The 16,698-nt window shown below is 38.3% G+C and carries 13 protein-coding genes and 1 pseudogene; 6 read left to right on the forward strand and 8 right to left on the reverse strand.

Features of this window, described 5'->3' with window-relative positions:
- Positions 1 to 31: 31 nt before the first annotated feature.
- A complete protein-coding gene (locus tag ACT3S9_RS05490; protein ID WP_441835896.1) occupies positions 32 to 763 on the reverse strand; it encodes a CBM9 family sugar-binding protein in 732 nt (243 codons plus the stop codon).
- An 850-nt stretch (positions 764 to 1,613) separates the two neighbouring features.
- Here ACT3S9_RS05490 and ACT3S9_RS05495 point away from each other — a divergent pair.
- Together ACT3S9_RS05495 and ACT3S9_RS05500 are read left to right on the forward strand one after the other, a co-directional pair.
- Positions 1,614 to 1,808, forward strand: a complete 195-nt coding sequence (locus ACT3S9_RS05495; protein WP_444511362.1) for a hypothetical protein — start codon at positions 1,614 to 1,616, stop codon at positions 1,806 to 1,808.
- A 427-nt stretch (positions 1,809 to 2,235) separates the two neighbouring features.
- Positions 2,236 to 2,322: pseudogene (locus tag ACT3S9_RS05500) on the forward strand (ATP-binding protein); the annotation flags it as partial.
- A gap of 378 nt (positions 2,323 to 2,700) precedes the next feature.
- Here ACT3S9_RS05500 and agaR read toward each other — a convergent pair.
- The 5 genes from agaR to ACT3S9_RS05525 form a co-directional block, all read right to left on the reverse strand.
- Positions 2,701 to 3,471, reverse strand: a complete 771-nt coding sequence (gene agaR / locus ACT3S9_RS05505; RefSeq protein WP_441835897.1) for a transcriptional repressor AgaR — start codon at positions 3,469 to 3,471, stop codon at positions 2,701 to 2,703.
- A gap of 286 nt (positions 3,472 to 3,757) precedes the next feature.
- Positions 3,758 to 4,252 carry a TlpA family protein disulfide reductase gene (locus ACT3S9_RS05510; protein WP_441835898.1) on the reverse strand — a complete coding sequence of 165 codons (495 nt, stop codon included), beginning with the start codon at positions 4,250 to 4,252 and terminating at the stop codon, positions 3,758 to 3,760.
- Positions 4,252 to 6,354 carry a glycoside hydrolase family 36 protein gene (locus ACT3S9_RS05515; protein WP_441835899.1) on the reverse strand — a complete coding sequence of 701 codons (2,103 nt, stop codon included), beginning with the start codon at positions 6,352 to 6,354 and terminating at the stop codon, positions 4,252 to 4,254. Before ACT3S9_RS05515 ends, ACT3S9_RS05510 begins: the two co-directional genes overlap by 1 nt.
- Positions 6,355 to 6,398: 44 nt before the next feature.
- Entirely contained in the window at positions 6,399 to 7,493 is a 1,095-nt protein-coding gene (locus ACT3S9_RS05520; protein WP_441835900.1) for an amidohydrolase family protein, read from the reverse strand.
- A gap of 16 nt (positions 7,494 to 7,509) precedes the next feature.
- Positions 7,510 to 7,725: a hypothetical protein gene (locus ACT3S9_RS05525; RefSeq protein ID WP_444751105.1), complete on the reverse strand. Its 216-nt coding sequence runs from the start codon at positions 7,723 to 7,725 to the stop codon at positions 7,510 to 7,512.
- Positions 7,726 to 7,808: 83 nt separating this feature from the next.
- On the opposite strand from ACT3S9_RS05525, the gene ACT3S9_RS05530 reads away from it, so the two are divergent.
- Positions 7,809 to 8,945, forward strand: coding sequence for an ISAs1 family transposase (locus ACT3S9_RS05530; protein WP_444750804.1), 1,137 nt, complete (start codon positions 7,809 to 7,811; stop codon positions 8,943 to 8,945).
- Here ACT3S9_RS05530 and ACT3S9_RS05535 read toward each other — a convergent pair.
- Together ACT3S9_RS05535 and ACT3S9_RS05540 are read right to left on the reverse strand one after the other, a co-directional pair.
- A complete protein-coding gene (locus tag ACT3S9_RS05535) occupies positions 8,932 to 9,627 on the reverse strand; it encodes an EamA family transporter (protein WP_444750805.1) in 696 nt (231 codons plus the stop codon). The genes ACT3S9_RS05530 and ACT3S9_RS05535 overlap by 14 nt on opposite strands.
- Before the next feature lie 123 nt (positions 9,628 to 9,750).
- Positions 9,751 to 12,489: a TonB-dependent receptor gene (locus ACT3S9_RS05540; protein ID WP_441835902.1), complete on the reverse strand. Its 2,739-nt coding sequence runs from the start codon at positions 12,487 to 12,489 to the stop codon at positions 9,751 to 9,753.
- Positions 12,490 to 12,691: 202 nt separating this feature from the next.
- Between ACT3S9_RS05540 and ACT3S9_RS05545 the strand changes: the two genes are divergently transcribed.
- From ACT3S9_RS05545 to ACT3S9_RS05555, 3 genes are read left to right on the forward strand one after another with little or no spacing between them, the layout of a single operon-like run.
- Entirely contained in the window at positions 12,692 to 14,086 is a 1,395-nt protein-coding gene (locus tag ACT3S9_RS05545; RefSeq protein ID WP_444750806.1) for a D-tagatose-bisphosphate aldolase, class II, non-catalytic subunit, read from the forward strand.
- Between the two features lie 17 nt (positions 14,087 to 14,103).
- Positions 14,104 to 15,255 carry an SIS domain-containing protein gene (locus tag ACT3S9_RS05550; protein WP_441836582.1) on the forward strand — a complete coding sequence of 384 codons (1,152 nt, stop codon included), beginning with the start codon at positions 14,104 to 14,106 and terminating at the stop codon, positions 15,253 to 15,255.
- Between the two features lie 28 nt (positions 15,256 to 15,283).
- On the forward strand, positions 15,284 to 16,222 hold the full coding sequence (locus ACT3S9_RS05555) for an N-acetylglucosamine kinase (protein WP_441836583.1): 939 nt from the start codon (positions 15,284 to 15,286) through the stop codon (positions 16,220 to 16,222).
- Positions 16,223 to 16,698: the final 476 nt, after the last annotated feature.

Consider the following 16,698-nt stretch of genomic DNA (forward strand, 5'->3'; position numbering starts at 1 on the left):
ATTCCGTAGGCATATCTCTTCTTGAGTTATGTCAATCTTGCTTTTTACTAACTAAAGTGACTTCACCAAATACATCAGCATCAATAAAGCCAAGATTACGACTTCCCTTAACAGGCTCAATTTTATGGGAGCCCATAAAGTGCTCTCTTACGTCGCTGCCGTCGTTATCACAGTATGCGAGCATAAAACCAATTACTTTATCAGCAGTTATCGTCAGTGGTGTGTTTTCGCCGTCTTGCTTATAATTATCAACGTAGAGCTTAATTGCAACCTCCCAAATAATGTTGTTAGGGGTTTTGGGGTCGCGCTTCCAATTACTAATAAGATGATCAGTGTATAAGTGTGGTTTTTTATCTGGGCCAAAATCAGCAGCCTGATTATCTAAACCGATGTGATAAGCAAAAGCAGTGTGATTGTATTGATGGTTTCCACCCGAAGCGTCGCTATCTATAAATATTTCTAGTGCATCATCATCCCAATATTTATCAATAGGGTTAGCATGGGAATCAATTAAGACATCATCAACAATAATCGCTTGTAAATAAAGGTAATTTTCATCCCACAATAGCCGGTATTTACCACTGAAATCTGTTTTAGAAGGAAGTACGCCATCCATTAAATGTGGCATCGCGTGCCAATCTGCATGTTGCCAAGCAGCGTCAGTGACTCCATCAATGACAATCGGAGTATCGGTGTAATTTGCCTGTTGCGCCATCACTTGGCTACTAAATAAAAGTGAGGCTGCTAATAACTTTATGCTCATGTTCTTACTCGCTTATTTTATAAATTATTTAAGTTAACAGATTACGACTATTTTTTCACGATAGTAATAAAATCTAAACGAGGGCATGGTTTGCGTTAATATTGTCTAAGTGTGAATATTAACCTCAGTGGTTTTTAAATTTTTTCTGGAAGTTAGCAAACCTTACCCGGTATATATTACATAACCCAGACACTTTGCTGATTGGAGGTTTACACAATGACTGCAGCAAAAAAGAAACGCTAGGCTTTCAAACAGAAGTTAAGCAATTACTTAACTTAATAAACCACTAAATCCAGTCAATCTCCGTTATTAATTTCTATCCCAAAATAATGCTTTTTAAAAAATATAAAACAATAGTTTACCATCATCTTGACGCCACCTATCGCTGTCTATCACCGAATAAAAACTAATAATACCCGTGAGAATTGCGTACCACGCCGTGTAGCATCATTTTATAATTAATACTTTGGGACACAAATGAAGTTAAAAGCCAATGAATATAACGGCTGCGAAGTTAAAGAGCATTAACGGACAAACCTGTTCGCTACAAAATAGGCACTTATCTAGCAAAGACTTTAGCGATACCTCGTGAAGAGAGTGTCAGAAAATGAAAGTCCAGTGCATGATCCATGGTATCAACTGGTACAAGTTCTAATGTTTAATGATGCGAGATATTAAACAGGATAACATCATGTATAAACGGTGATTTGCGCGAGCAATATATATCAGAGATAAACATCACTTTTCAGTATTGCTTAAATCCATGAATGATGAAAACTTGGCGACGTGCAGGGGCGAAGGATTTGCGTTTAACTCGATCATTGAACTTAGATCGGCCCTTAGATTTTTCTTGCGACAAGGTTATATATCTAATTCTGAATTTGAAGCTTTACGCCCTAGTGATTTTGCTAATGACGATAAGCCAAGAGAGCCTCATTTACCGCTTAATGAGTGTCGGTTAATTTGGAGTAACGTTGATCAGCTAGCCTTAACTGATAGAAATAGGGGCTTTACGGTGCGCTATGGTTTTTGGCTGTCGTATTAATACACTCGATACGGCGCATAAGTCGGACTTTGATTTAGATAATCGCCTATTACTGTAAGAAGAAAATACGAATGGATTGATAAGTGGGTGGGTATGCTAAAAAAAGAGCAGCCTGCTGATTTAATCTCTCATAGCATCTATCTATAGTAGGCTTTAACCAACGGTTTGGCTTCCCATAATGGGCTGGTGATATAAATTCCCCGCGGTATACTTGTCCTTGTAAATATCCAGGGGTAATGCCCTCCATAGCGACTACTTATTTTTTGTGTAATACATACTGGATGGAAGGCTCATTTCGTTATTCTTAATAAACATTTTAGTTGTGCTTGTACTTCTCATACTTCAAGCCATGGATGATATGTTTAAGTTGTAAGGTCAACAAACTGATTTTTTTATGACAATGTAACATTTTGCGAATGATACAGCGCCAACATCAGCTATGTTAGATAGAATTTTTCATCACTCATATATTGATCAAATTAAGGGTGAGAGTTACAGGATCAAAGAAAAGTAACAAATCTGATTAATGTAAAACTTTAATAAATAGTGGATCATTGTTCAAATGGTGGAGTGATTCACTTTTTTGGTTGCTGTTGATACTTGGCATAAAATCATTGATTCAGAATGGTTATCGAAGCACGAAAAACTGCCAGTTAAGAAACAACGCCTGCTGTGATTAACAAGCGAACACCACGCATAGCTTGTTTTGTTTTAACAACGAGGGGAGGCGCCATTGGTTAACGTGATGTGTTAGTTCATTGTAGCACTGGCTAAAGCGATGGCTTCGCGTTTATTATTCATGCGAGCGAGTTACATTTTGAACATCCAACCAGCGAAAAACGTATTCATGGTCAATGCCCTTGTTCGTTTTAATTATTTAAAGTAATAATCATTAAGCGATTATTACTTTAATACCAAGGCGTTCAAGCCCCTCTAAATAATTGTTGGGTATATTGCTGTCGGTAACCACTGTAGTGACTGCTGCCGGTTCAAGAATTTTATGTAGGCAAACATGTTCGAACTTAGATGAATCAGTAACAATTATTATTTCAGACGCGATTTTACACATCACTCTATTTAACAATGCTTCAGCCTCAAAGTGTGTGGTAATGCCGCGTTCCATATGAAAACCATCAACGCCTAAGAATAGTTTATCAACATGTAAATCTTCTAAGCACTTTTCAGCTGAGCTACCAAAAAAAGACATATTTTTACGTCTTAATGTACCGCCAAGTAACATAACGTCTACTTCGTCATATACCGACAGCTTATTCACAACATTTAAACCATTAGTAATAATGGTCAAATTTTCTTTATCTTTTAAGTGCGCCGCAATTTGAATGGTGGTAGATCCCGAATCTAAAATGATTGAATCATCAGAGTTAATTAGTTGGGCAGCGGCTTTACCAATACTGAGTTTTTCTTCAGCATGGAGTGTTTGTTTCCGGTCTATGGCGAGTTCGGTTTCAATTACATTTTTTTCTTTCAGCATTGCCCCGCCGTATGAACGAGCAGCAATACCTTGCTGCTCTAAAAATCGCAGGTCTTTTCTTATTGTAACGGTTGATACGTCATATTTCTCTGCGAGGTGAGGGACTTGTACGCTGCCTGTTTCCTTTAACATTCGACTAATTTGCTCACGTCTTTGGCTGGTGTCGCGCATAATTTCCCTTTTATAAAAAAGTTTCAAACCTAAATAATGAAGCATAATTATATATGAAATGAAACATTATTACCAATAAAGCCTTTCGGTTTTATAAATAATTAAAAAATAATATACGCTATAAATTAAAGTATAGCGTGATTAGCCTACCTATCTATTCAAATGTATCAACAAAAGGGGGAAGCTTATTTAATGTAAAAGCCACTCAAGATATGAGTGGCTTTTATTAAAAAGAAGTCATAAAAAAATATCGTTTTATTTAATAATTTTTATTTTGAACCCTTCGTTAAAATTCTGAAACGAGTTTGTCGACAACGGCCTCAAGATAATCTTTTTGTGCGGGATTAAACCCCATATGTTTAACCCTTATGTTTCCATTTTTTCCTATTATATAGGCTGTTGGCATAGCTATAATTTCGTAATCAGTGCCCACTGTACTGTTATAGCCAGCTACAACAGGGTATGAAACGGGGTGTTGAGCTAAAAACGCATTAGCGGCCTCTGACTCTTGCTCTAAGTTTATTGCAATTACCTCAAAGCCTTTGTCTGCATACTCTTTTCGTAGCGCATTTAAAAAAGGGAATGAGCGGCGACATGGTACGCACCATGACGCCCAAAAATCAACATACACTACTTTGCCTTTATAATCAGATAGGGTGATCGTGTGTTCATTGTTTAATAACGGTAAAGAAAATGCTGGAGCAGTTTCTTTTACCGCTAACGGCTGAGCTACACAAAAAGAGCATCCTATGTACAACAATAAATAGATAATTGGCTTCATTAATTAACCGCCTTTGTTGGCGTCAACTCTAATAACAAGTAACCTTTAAATTGAGTCTTTAATTTAGCGCTGGCCCCTGAGACTGTGCCTAAAATTTTATTATTCACATAATCTTTTATTTGATACTCGCCTTGTTCTAACCCTCTTAGTTCTACTTCGCCACCCCAGCTATCGGCATAAAATGCGTAGTACATATTAGCGCCTTTTTGTATTGCATGGGTTTCTGGGAGGTCAAAACCAATATCGTATAGCTCCCCTAAATAGATACCTTTCGGTAGCATTTTTTCTTTATATATATCAATCCATTTTTTCCATGTTTGTTCTGTTTCTTTATCTAAGGCAAACTCAGCGGCAATACCTGTTGAGTTAGGCATGGTAAATTTTGTGCCAATAATACCTCCAATACCAACAGATGATGCGAAGTCATTGGCATTATCGCTAAGTTCAACATGATCTCCATAATAAGGTGACGATTCGCCCATTAAACCTTTTAGCGTCTTTCCTTTGTGGCGTATTTGCCAAGACGATAATGGGTCTGAGCTAACAGTCTGATTCATATAGGGCAAGTTATGGAAAGCGTACGATGTGCCGCAAGGACAAATTTCAATCACCGCATCGGGGTTTACTTCTTTTGCTGTTTTAAATATTTCTTCCCAATACTCAGCTAACTTTTCTACAGACTCTTCTGGGTGTTCATGATTGTGTGCAGGGTTATAACAAGGTGCAACGCCGTTGAGGTGGTGTCCGTCAATTTTGAGTCCTTCATATCCCCATTCCCCCAGCATTTTGCGAACAAGTGCTTTACTGTGCTCAATTGTGTCTTTGTAGGCAGGGCAAAGGTAAAAACTATTCCACCATGTTACGTCTTGAGCAGCTCCGTTTTCATCAAGTAATAACATATCGGTGTGTTCGTGTAATAAGTCGGTGCCAGGATCTACCGCTAAAGGAGCCCACCATAATTTTGCTTTTAGCCCGGCTTCGTTTATTTTGGATACAAAGGCTTTCATATCTTCATCGCCATTGGGAAACTTTTTACGATCTAAGTACCAATCTCCTTCAGCTGTTTGCCAACCATCATCGAGAACAGCCCATTCTAAGCCCATTTTTTTAGCGGTTTCTAATGTACCAAGCACTTCATTTACATCAAAGTTACGATCGTAACCCCACGCACACCAAATAGGTTCGTATGCTGAGTCGGGTACATCAGCCATTTTTAACCCTTTATCAGCCATTACTTTGCGGTAGTTTTTAAGTGTGACGTAATAATCGTTATTATGGATGTTTACAAAGGTTTGAATGGTATTCAGTGTTTCACCTTTTTTGAGTTCATTTCCTTTTTCAAGCTCAACGTGAATTGTTGCACCGTTATCTGTTTTTCTATAATTAAGTGGTAATGAGACTAATTTGGGCGATGTTTCGGTATGGCCGACGGCAATACCTATATCTTTTCGCCATAAATCAACGATTGCAGTGCCGCCGCCGTAATCAGATGAGTTCATGCCCATGTAATTTTGTTGGCTATAACCAGGAGTGATTGGGGTTATCCAATCTCTTCGATCTACATAAGAAGCGCCCTGATAAGACCAGTAAGCGGGTTGCTCGGCTTGAACTGTTTTATCGTCTAAAAGTGTGTAGTCGTTATTAACCCATTTTACAATTTTAATATTAGCGTCAGTTGTATTAGTGTAACTCACATTAAAAAATGCCATAGTCGGGTAACGTTTATATACACTCACGACTGTTTTTTTAAGCAGTCCCTGTGATGATATACCGCTTAGCTCTACTTGAGTGCCGTTGCCTAATTCGTTTTCTATTGGCTGCACTTTTTTTTCAATAAAGTTAAAGTCGCTAATTACTTTTTTATCAAGTGTCACCACATATTCACTAGGCTTAATGTCGCCTAACGCTATTTGGGTTCCGTTTACATTCCCGACAATATTGCTATGTAGTAAATTATTAAATTCTAAAGAAAGAGCATCTGTTTTTACGGTGTAGACTATATCATTGTTTATATTTGAGTTAATTGCTTGTTTAGAACAGCTTATAAGTGAAAAAATGCTAATGGCGCAAATGAGTAAGTTAGAGGTATAATTTTTTTTCATTATTTGTCCTTTAAAATAATATATTGAAAGTGCAAAGCTAACGGTTAGTTTTCACTTATATTGAAAAAACGAATGGCGTTGTTAGCATATAAATTATCAATCACGCTTTTTGGTAATGCTAAACCCACGATATCGCCATCCACTTCAGGCACACTTAATGACTTATCCGTATTTAGATACAGCCAGTCTTCAGTCCATTTCTTATGAGTTTCTTTTTTAAGCTGCATATCAACAGCATCTGGATCGTGAGTTAAATCAGTCGCATATAAAATACGAGTTTGATATTTAATAAAAAATTCACGTACTTTCTGTCTATCGAGTTTTGATTGATACTGAATTTGCCCCATTCTTGCTGCCAAATCGACAACTGTATTTGGGTAGGTATCTAAAAATAAGGCTATTTCATCAACGCTCCACTCTAAACTTGCTAAGTGTGCTCCCATAAAATGCATATCAGGGTGTTTATTAAGCATATTGTTACGTACTTGCATTTGTTGCTCATAGCTTGGCATTTCAGGGTGTAAATACATATGGTATTGTGGATGGGCGGCAAAATATTGTTTATCATTATTTACCGTCATTTTACTCACAGGTAACCAGCAATTTTTAGGCTCGCCTTGATGACCAATTAATGGAATGTTTTTATTGGTTAAATGGTTAAAAATAGGATCGAAAATTGGATCGTCAATCATTACCAAATTTTGTTTTTGGTTTTTAAAGTCCATCCCTATGTTTTTCCATACTTTTACTGCTTTTGCGCCTTTATCCACTGCTGAATCAATGCGTTTAATTACGTTGTTTTTCCATTGCGGGGTATCTGCGCCTTGCATTGAAAACGTAGTAACGAAATAAAAATTATGCGGGTATTTTTTCGAAAATAACTCCGCAATACTCGCTTGTTTATCAATACTAGGGAAGTCGGGGTAGTCGACGTTTATTGATAGTAACTTTATGTTATCTTTTTGCGCTTGCTCAATAAAAGCGGCAGATGTGCTATTGGCATGTACATGAGCGTCAATTTTATTTACTGAATAGTAATCACTCATTGTGTAGTGTGCACTGTTAGCGTTATCACTTACGCTTGAGCAACCGGTTAAAGAAAATGCGAGAACAGAAATCGCGACAATGTGTTTTTTCATAATAGCCTCTCAAAAATTAGTTACTAGATTTGTTATTTTCAGGCTCTATAGCCAATAATATTGCTGCGATAATGGCGAGTATGATGCCTAAAATCTTAAGCTCATTCGGGATAACCCCAATAAAAAGGATACTTAATATTGAAGAAATTAAAGGGGCACCTGCGTTTGTTAAAGGCGACACTACCATTGCTTTGCCATAACGAAATGCATAAACCAAGCATAAGGCACCAATAGCACGGCAAGATCATTATAAATTGAACTTATAGAGCAAGTAGTGATCAGATCAAGGCATAATAATTACTTGGTCGCATAAATATGAGCACTACTTTTCTGAAACATTTTAATTCAATTACAGATCCTCGCATTGAACGTTGTAAAAAGCATGAACTTATCGATATTCTTCTCCTTTCTATTAGCGCTGTACTCTCTGGTGCAGAAGGATGGGAAGATATTGAAGACTTTGGGCACCTAAAGCTTGATTGGTTAAAAAAATACGGCACGTTCAACGCAGGAATTCCAAAACATGACACGATTGCTCGCGTCATGTGTCGGTTAAAAGCAAATGAAATAGAAAGGGCATTTCAATCTTGGATATCATCACTGATTGAAACTACAGGTGCAGATATCATCGCTATCGATGGCAAAACCGCACGGCGTTCATTTACCACAAAAGACAGAAAAAGTGCCTTACACACGGTCAGTGCATGGAGTTGCCAACACCAGTTAGTGCTTGGGCAGACGGCTGTTGATAATAAAACAAATGAAATCACCGCAATACCAGAATTACTCACCCTGCTCGATATTGAAAACAGTATCATTACGTTAGATGCGATGGGATGCCAACAAGAAATAGCAAAACAAATCATCCAACAAAAAGCAGATTATATTCTTGCACTTAAAGGTAATCATTCAGGCATGCAAAAGGAACTAGAAGCGTGGTGGCACAAGTGCGAGCGTGAAAGGTTAACTAAGCATAATTGTGATGAACATACCGAAATAAGCTCAGGACATGGGCGTGTTGAAACACGTACATGCCAGCAGTTACTTATAGATAAAAGCTGGCTAGGCAAGGATTATCGTTGGCCTGGCTTAACGAGTATTATTAAGGTCAGGGCTGAAGTTCATGATAAGTCGGCAGGGTCGGATACCACTGAAACACGCTGGTATATAAGTTCATTAGACTTAAATGCAGCGCAAGCACTCAATGCAGTACGCAGTCACTGGCAGGTTGAAAGCATGCATTGGATGCTTGATATGAACTTCAGAGAAGATGAATCGAGAATACGCAAACTTCAAGGGCCATTAATGTTTAATGTAATGCGAAAGATAGCCATGGCGCTTTTTAAACAAGATGCATCTAAGTCAGCAAGTATGGCGAGGAAAAAGAAAATGGCAGGGCTAGACGATGATTACCGCTCAACCCTGTTAGAGTCTGGGATTAAAATGCGCTAGCCGTGGCACCAATAGAGTTTAGGATTTGAATACTTGCAATTGATGGGATTGTACTAAAATCAAAGTCTTTTAATGACTGTGTATCAGTCATAAAGTAAGCAACAGGAATTAATAGAAGCGCCGTAATTGTCATGTAAAAAAAGATACTTTCGGCGTTCATATGGTTATTAGAGAACTTCATAAAAAAAGCTTGTAGCCCCCATGCAGCCATTACTGAAATAGCGAGTAAGAACCATACTAAATTGTGGGTACTTGATTCATCGCCTTGTGAGTATTCAAATAATGGCAGTGTTATTAGCGCTAAAAAAATACCAATAGTGCCTAGTTTGCCAGTACGTTCTTTGAGTAATAAAAAAGATAAAACGATAGTGATGAGTGGCGACAATGAAACAATGGGGAAAATAAGGTAAGCAGGGCCGGTATCTACAGCATGGAATAACAGCATTTGACCACCCGAGCCAAGAAACCCAATTGTACACCCCAGTAAAATTGAGTATTTATCAGTTGCTAATTTCCAGCCGACTAATTTAAGGGCGATAACGCAAGGAATGACCATTGTCACAGCCCAAATAGAATAAATAATTGTTGAGGGAGTGCCGCTTCCGAGCATTGCGGTAAGTGCCCCCCATAATCCCCACATAACGGTAACAGCGACCGCGAAAAGTAACCAAGGTTTTTGCATTTTGTATATCTCTTATTATATTGGTGATAGCTTTTATCGTATTGAATGATGCGAAGTTATATCTAAACGTTGTTATCGAATGCCTATATATTTTGTATAGGCATTCGTTTTTAGCATTAAAACTTAAAAAGATGCACGTACGCCTAAGCTAAGTGTTCTTCCATATAGTTGAATGGAGCCGGGCATATCATCTCGACCTTGATATGTTTGGTTTGATTCATCAAGCAAATTTTGTGCTTCAACAAAGACTTGAAAGTTTTCGTCAATGTCATATTGCATTGATGCAGAAACAATATATTGCTCATCCATAGATGTTTGATAATCATCACCAAGTGGGCTAAATGGGTCAGTTACGTAACCATCGGTATAATCTAGTGCTATTTGGGTGCTGAATTTATCATCTTCATAAATGAATGAAACAGAGTATGAGTTATCAGCAACACCTGATAACGAACCCGCATCTACCCCATCGACTGTTGTACTTGTGTCTGTATAGGCATAGCTTGCGGTAAATCCAAAACCACTTTCGAAGAATTTCTGTACACTTAGTTCAGCACCTAAAACTTCTGCTGAATCGCCGTTAATAGGCTGAGTTACTTGGAATATTTCGGATGCAATTTCTACTTGAGTGGTATTCATTGTAATAAAACCGTCCAAGTCTTTCCAAAATATGGCACCGGCTAACAATCCACCGTCTTCAAAATACCACTCTAGAGAAAGATCGGCTTGATCTGAAAATACTGGCTCAATACTTGGGTTGCCACTAATCGCCATAGTGAATAACCCCGACTGTGCGTTATCGGTCGTAAGTGGAGCCAATTGATCTAAAGTTGGTCGCGATAATGACTGTGCTAATGCGCCACGTAACAAAAGATCTTCGCTAAGGTAAAAACCCGCATTTATTGCGGGAAGCAACTTACTATAGCTTCCTTGTGCTTCTTGGTTGGCACTATCCGAATAGGTAACATCCCAAGATGGATTCGCTGCGTCGGGGTTAACGATTTGTATAGACTGGATAGAGTTATAAGAATATTTAGACGACACTTCGGTTTCAATCCAACGTAAACCAACATTAGCAAACCATTCTTCGCCGGCTAAATCGGCTTGAACATAAACTGCGGTCGTATCTTCTGTAATATCATAAGAATTTACGGGGTTAAAAATAGGTGACCACAAATCAGACTCATTCTCGGAAAATGTTCTTTCATTTCCTAAATAGTCTGTAATTGTTTGACCATCTGATGCCGCTAAACCGGCTGCATAATCAGGGATACTAAAAATTGGAAAAGAGCGGGGAATATTTGCAGAATCACCAGCAAAGAAATCATCATAAGGGAATTCTCTGGTAACATCAGCGCCCACTTCGCCAAAAGTGAACGGATAGCCACAATAATTACAAGCGCCTAGTTCATAGTTATCGTAAGCGGCATTTGTTTTATCTCTTGATGTAAACGCAGCACCAAACTGTACTTTTGGCATATATTCATAATCGAGAAATAGCTCCGCATCTAATGAAACACCGGTAACGGTGTCTTTAATATCGCTGCCATCACGAGCAGCCCAGTGCGGTGAAAAATCGTCATTGCCAAAGTCGTCAGATGTTCTGCCTTGTGTCCAATTTGCAATGTAATCAGGTAAACCGCCAGAATTAGACTCGTAATGACCAGTATGCGCACCAGGCGCACCCGCAACAACGTAAGTATTTTTACCGCCTGAGTCACGCTCAGAACTTGATTGGTAAATATCACCTTTAATAGTTAAATCATCGGTCGCATTAAAAGTACCACTTAAGCCAAACATTTTGGTATCAACAGTTCGGTGTTCATCCAATGTGATTAATTCCATCGACACATCTGCAATATCCATTGCTGTTACAACGTTACCATCGAGAACAATATTCGATAATCGATTTTGTGTAGCGCTTTCGTCTGCCATATAAAAGGACTGAGAGTATCCAGTTGCATCAGATTCTAGTTTTGTAAGCATTACATCGGCAACAAGTTCAAAACGATCGGATACTTTCCATTCAATCGAAGACGTAGCACCGGTACGTTGAAAGTCAGTTGCATAAACACCTAGTGCGTACGAACCAGGCATAACAAGGTTGGTTTCGTCAGAAGTGATATTTCCGTCATTGTTAACATCGTATGATATTTCATCATCGACACCAAAGAAGAAATTATCAAACATCTCATCGGTGCGTCTAGTGCCTGTTGAGTGTGATAAGCCAAAAATGAAGCCAACGGTATCATCAGAAAATGTATTACTATAAATAGCATTTAATTTTTTACCGGTATCTTCTGATAAATCATTGTAATCAGCGGTGGCAGAAAAAAGCATTTGCTGGCCTGGGTTATCAAAGGCACGCGCTGACTTAAGGTTGACAGCACCACCAATACTACCTTCTATATTTTTTGCTTCTACCGATTTCCATACATCCGCACCACTTATCATTTCAGAAGGGAGTACATCAAATGCAAAGTTACGACCGCCATCGTCGGTTGCTAAAATTCGATTGTTAAGTGTTACAATACTAAACTCTGGTCCGAGTCCTCGAATATTTACATATTGAGCTTCACCACCCCGAGTACGGCTAACAGTAATCCCCGAAATATGAGAAAGGGAATCCGCTACATTATTATCAGGAAACCGACCCAACTCTTCGGCGGCAATTGAATCAACTAAAGATTTAGCTTCTTGTTTTATATCTGACGATTTAGCAAGACTGCCACGAACACCTGTAATACTAATTACTTCAATGTCTTTACTTTCTTGCGTTTCTTGAGCTAGCACTTGTTGATGACATGCGCCAAATATTGCAATCGTCAATAAGGTTTTTTTAAAGCTGATCCTGTTGTTCATAATATTCACCTGTGGATTTTTTATTGTAATAAATATAGAAATTATTTTACTAAACCGCACAATTATATTGAAGGACATTGAAACCGCTGTCAAACGAAAGGTGACAATAAAATGAAATTAAATTAAAGTAATATTAACAATTGAGATTGATTTGCAATCTAAATGCATCTTTTTATTTAATTTTAATGGTTTTTATTATAAAGTGAAGCTAAATGAAACTAAAAGTTGTTTACTTGTTTCTATGTTTGTTTCATACTCAGCTCAGTTTCTTAAAAACATTTCAGTTTTAATTGCTTTATTAGGAGGTCAATTGAAAGTATTACAAGATTTAATTCAACAGCATAAAATGGGTAAACAAAATGGCTTATATTCAGTGTGTTCATCACACCCATTAGTGCTTGAGGCTGCTATGAAGCATGCATTAAATAAGGGGGAACATCTGATAGTTGAAGCAACGTCGAATCAAGTGAATCAAGATGGTGGTTATACAGGTAAAACACCGAGTGATTTTTATGATCTAATCCATGTTTTAGCTAATAAAGTAGGTTTACCTCTTGATAAAGTTATTTTGGGTGGAGATCATTTAGGTCCAAATTGTTGGCAGGATTTATCCGCTGAAGAAGCGATGGCTAAATCAGATGTGCTTATAGATGCTTATGTTAGTGCTGGTTTTAGAAAAATTCATTTAGATTGTTCAATGTCTTGTTCAGATGATCCTGTCCCCCTAGGAGATGCTGATGTTGCTAAACGTGCCGCTCGGATGTGCGCTGTCGCTGAAAAAGCATGGCATAAAGTAGGCGGTGAACCACCAGTTTACATTATAGGTACGGAGGTGCCCGTTCCTGGTGGGGCGCAGGAAGGGTTAGATTGCTTAGAAGTTACATCATCTGAGGCAGCGAATGAAACAATTAATGTGCATTATGACGCGTTTATTAAAGTGGGCTTAAAAGATGCTTGGGAGCGTATTATTGGCTTAGTTGTTCAGCCTGGTGTTGAGTTTGATCACCATAAAGTGATTGCCTTCGAGCCTGAAAAAGCGGCCGTATTGAGTCAATTTATTGAGTCAAATAAAAATATGGTATTTGAAGCACATTCAACTGATTATCAATCCGTTGGACATTTGAGTGAATTAGTAAAAGGGCATTTTGCAATATTAAAGGTTGGTCCGTGGTTAACATTCGCGCTTCGCGAAGCCGTTTGGGCTTTGGATGCTATTGAAAAAGAGTGGATAGACTTAGAATCACGCTCAAATGTAAAAAGTGTCATCTTAGAAGCAATGCATGAAAACCCAGTCTATTGGAAAAAATATTATGCAACTGAGGCAAAGCAACAAGCCTTAGATTGCCAGTACAGCTTAAGTGATCGAGTTCGTTATTATTGGCCTACGCCAAAAGTTGATTTTGCATTAGATCTATTGATTAGTAATCTTCAGCTTTCTCCACCACCTTTAACGCTACTTAGCCAGTTTATGCCCGAGCAGCATCAAGCTATTAAAGATGGAAAACTAAAAATGAATATACGTGAATTAATTTTTCATAAAATCTCTCAAGTATTAGAGCAGTATTCTGTTGCTTGTAATACAGCTGTTAACGCTTAAAAAAGGACGCTTAATCTATGACTTACTTAAACTACTCTCAAGATTTATTAAAAGAGAAAGACGCGTATTGGACGGCAAAAGAGATTCAACAACAGCCAGCATGTTGGGATAAAGTGCTCTCTAATTTAATACAAGTTCAGCCTAGTATTGATGCATTTTTGAAACCTATTTTAGCAAAGCCTAATTTACGAATTATTTTTACAGGCGCAGGTACATCTGCTTTTGTTGGTGAGAGTATTGCTCCTGCGGTTTGTGCTAAGTTAGGTAAACGAGTAGAGGCGATAGCTACAACTGATTTAGTATCAAATCCACATGATTATTTTCAATCGGATATACCAACTCTTTTAGTGTCGTTTGCTCGCTCAGGAAATAGCCCAGAAAGTGTTGCCTCTGTTGACTATGCTGATTCGCTAGTCAAGGAGTGTTACCAGTTAGCAATTACATGTAACGAAGAGGGCGAGTTGTATAAGCGCTGTTCTGACACTAATAAATTTGCTTTATTAATGCCTCCAGAAACAAACGATATAAGTTTTGCAATGACGTCGAGCTTTAGCTCGATGATGCTATCTGCATTGTATGTTTTTTGCCCGGTAGAAAATTTCAAATTACAATTTGAAAAAAGCATGGCCGCTACAGAGTCGTTAATAACGCGTTATGACCAAATAATAAAAACAGTTGCAAATAAAAAGTACGAACGCGTTATCTATCTTGGAAGTGGTATATTCAAAGGGCTTGCTCGAGAAGGTGCATTAAAATTACTTGAGCTTACCGACGGTGTAGCAGTGTCGAGCTTTGATTCTCCGTTAGGGTTCAGGCATGGACCAAAAGCAATTGTGAATGATAAAACGCTCGTTATATTATTTATTTCAAATCACCCGTTAACGCGTAAATATGATTTAGATTTACTCACTGAGCTAACCGGTGACTCAGAAGTAGGTGAGATAATTGTTGTTGATGCAAAAGCAAGTGAAGAACACGTTGGCTTTGAATGTTTGTCTTTATCAGGAGTGGAAAATACAGAAGATATATTTTTGCTTTTCCCTTATATTGTTTGCGTGCAAATGTATGGTTTTGAGCATGCCTTAGCGATTAATAATACACCCGATAACCCTAGTTCATCTGGAACAATAAACCGTGTTGTGCAAGGTGTAAATATCTATGCTTTATAAGCAAAGATGATTGAACAGGAGAAACATTATGTATTATTTAGGTGTTGATGGCGGTGGAACAAAAACGGCGTTTGCATTACTTGATCATGAACATAATGTAGTAGCAAGCCATGAGTCTGGAACTTGTTACTATGTTGAAGTTGGCTTGGGCGGTGCTCAATCGGTTTTAGAGTCCGGTGTTAAAGCACTGCTTGAACAAGTGAACGGTTCAGTAGGTGATATTACTTTTGCTTTTTTTGGGTTACCCGCATATGGCGAAGACAGTAAGTTAATTAATGAAATTAATGCTTTGCCGTCACACTTTATGTGCTCTGATAAGTATCATTGTGATAATGATATGGTCAATGGTTGGGCTGCTGCATTTAATGGGGCTGACGGTATTAACATTGTTTCAGGGACTGGTTCAATCGCTTATGGCGTGAGTAATAACCAAAATGCTCGCTGTGGTGGTTGGGGGGAGCTTTTTAGTGATGAAGGCTCTGCTTATTGGATTGGCCGTAAAGGACTGCAAGTATTTACAAAAATGAGTGATGGGCGATTAGCCAAAGGGCCGCTATACTTTTTATTAAAAACGACGTTTGATATTGAAAGTGACCTAGATATTACAGGGTTAGTGCTTAGTGATTGGAATGGGGATAGAAGTAAAGTGGCTTCTATTTCTACTTTAGTTTGTAAGGCTGCTTCAGAGGGCGACAAATACGCCATAGCCATTTTAGATGATGCGGCTAACGAATTAGCTGAAATAGTTGAAGGGGTTCGTAAAGTATTACCGTTCGCTGAAGGTGAAGAGGTTAAGGTATCTTATTCTGGCGGTGTGTTTAATGCTGGGGCATTAGTGCTGTCTCCTTTTATTAATGCGTTAAAGCGTTTTTCGTGTAACTATAAACTTTATGAGCCACTTCAGACCCCCGTTGTTGGTGCTGCTTTATACGCTGAGCGCTTAGCTAACTTAAAAAATATAAAATAAAAATGAAATAATGATCAGGGCGTGTTTACCTTTGGTAATTAAATTTACAGCAGTATGTGTGGTATTTACGCAAAGCAACCTATGATGTGTGGTTGCTCCTCACAAATAGGCGATAGCGCAGTATAAAGGCAATACATGCGCTACTTTTTTGGTTCTTCTAGGGGCAATTGACTCTTTTTTGCTTACATGGATGTAGGTAAACGGCGTGAGCAGGATGCGTAACTTTGCTCAATTTTTACTTATTCTTACATTGATGTCAGTCAGTAGAAGAGTGCAGGAGCAGTTATAGAGCCCGCCAGGTTAAAAGCTTCGCGCTGGGGTTAATCGTCCCTAGATTGAACAAAGTCTAATCCACAAAGAACAACACACCCTAAGGTAATTTTTTTATAGCCTACACGGATGCAGGCTATAAGAATAATGAAAGGGCAGTTTCCTATTTCAAATAATAATTCCCCTGTAATAAACACCAGTGTGAG

Source organism: Pseudoalteromonas sp. AOP31-A2-14, assembly GCF_052378035.1.
Taxonomy (GTDB): domain Bacteria; phylum Pseudomonadota; class Gammaproteobacteria; order Enterobacterales; family Alteromonadaceae; genus Pseudoalteromonas.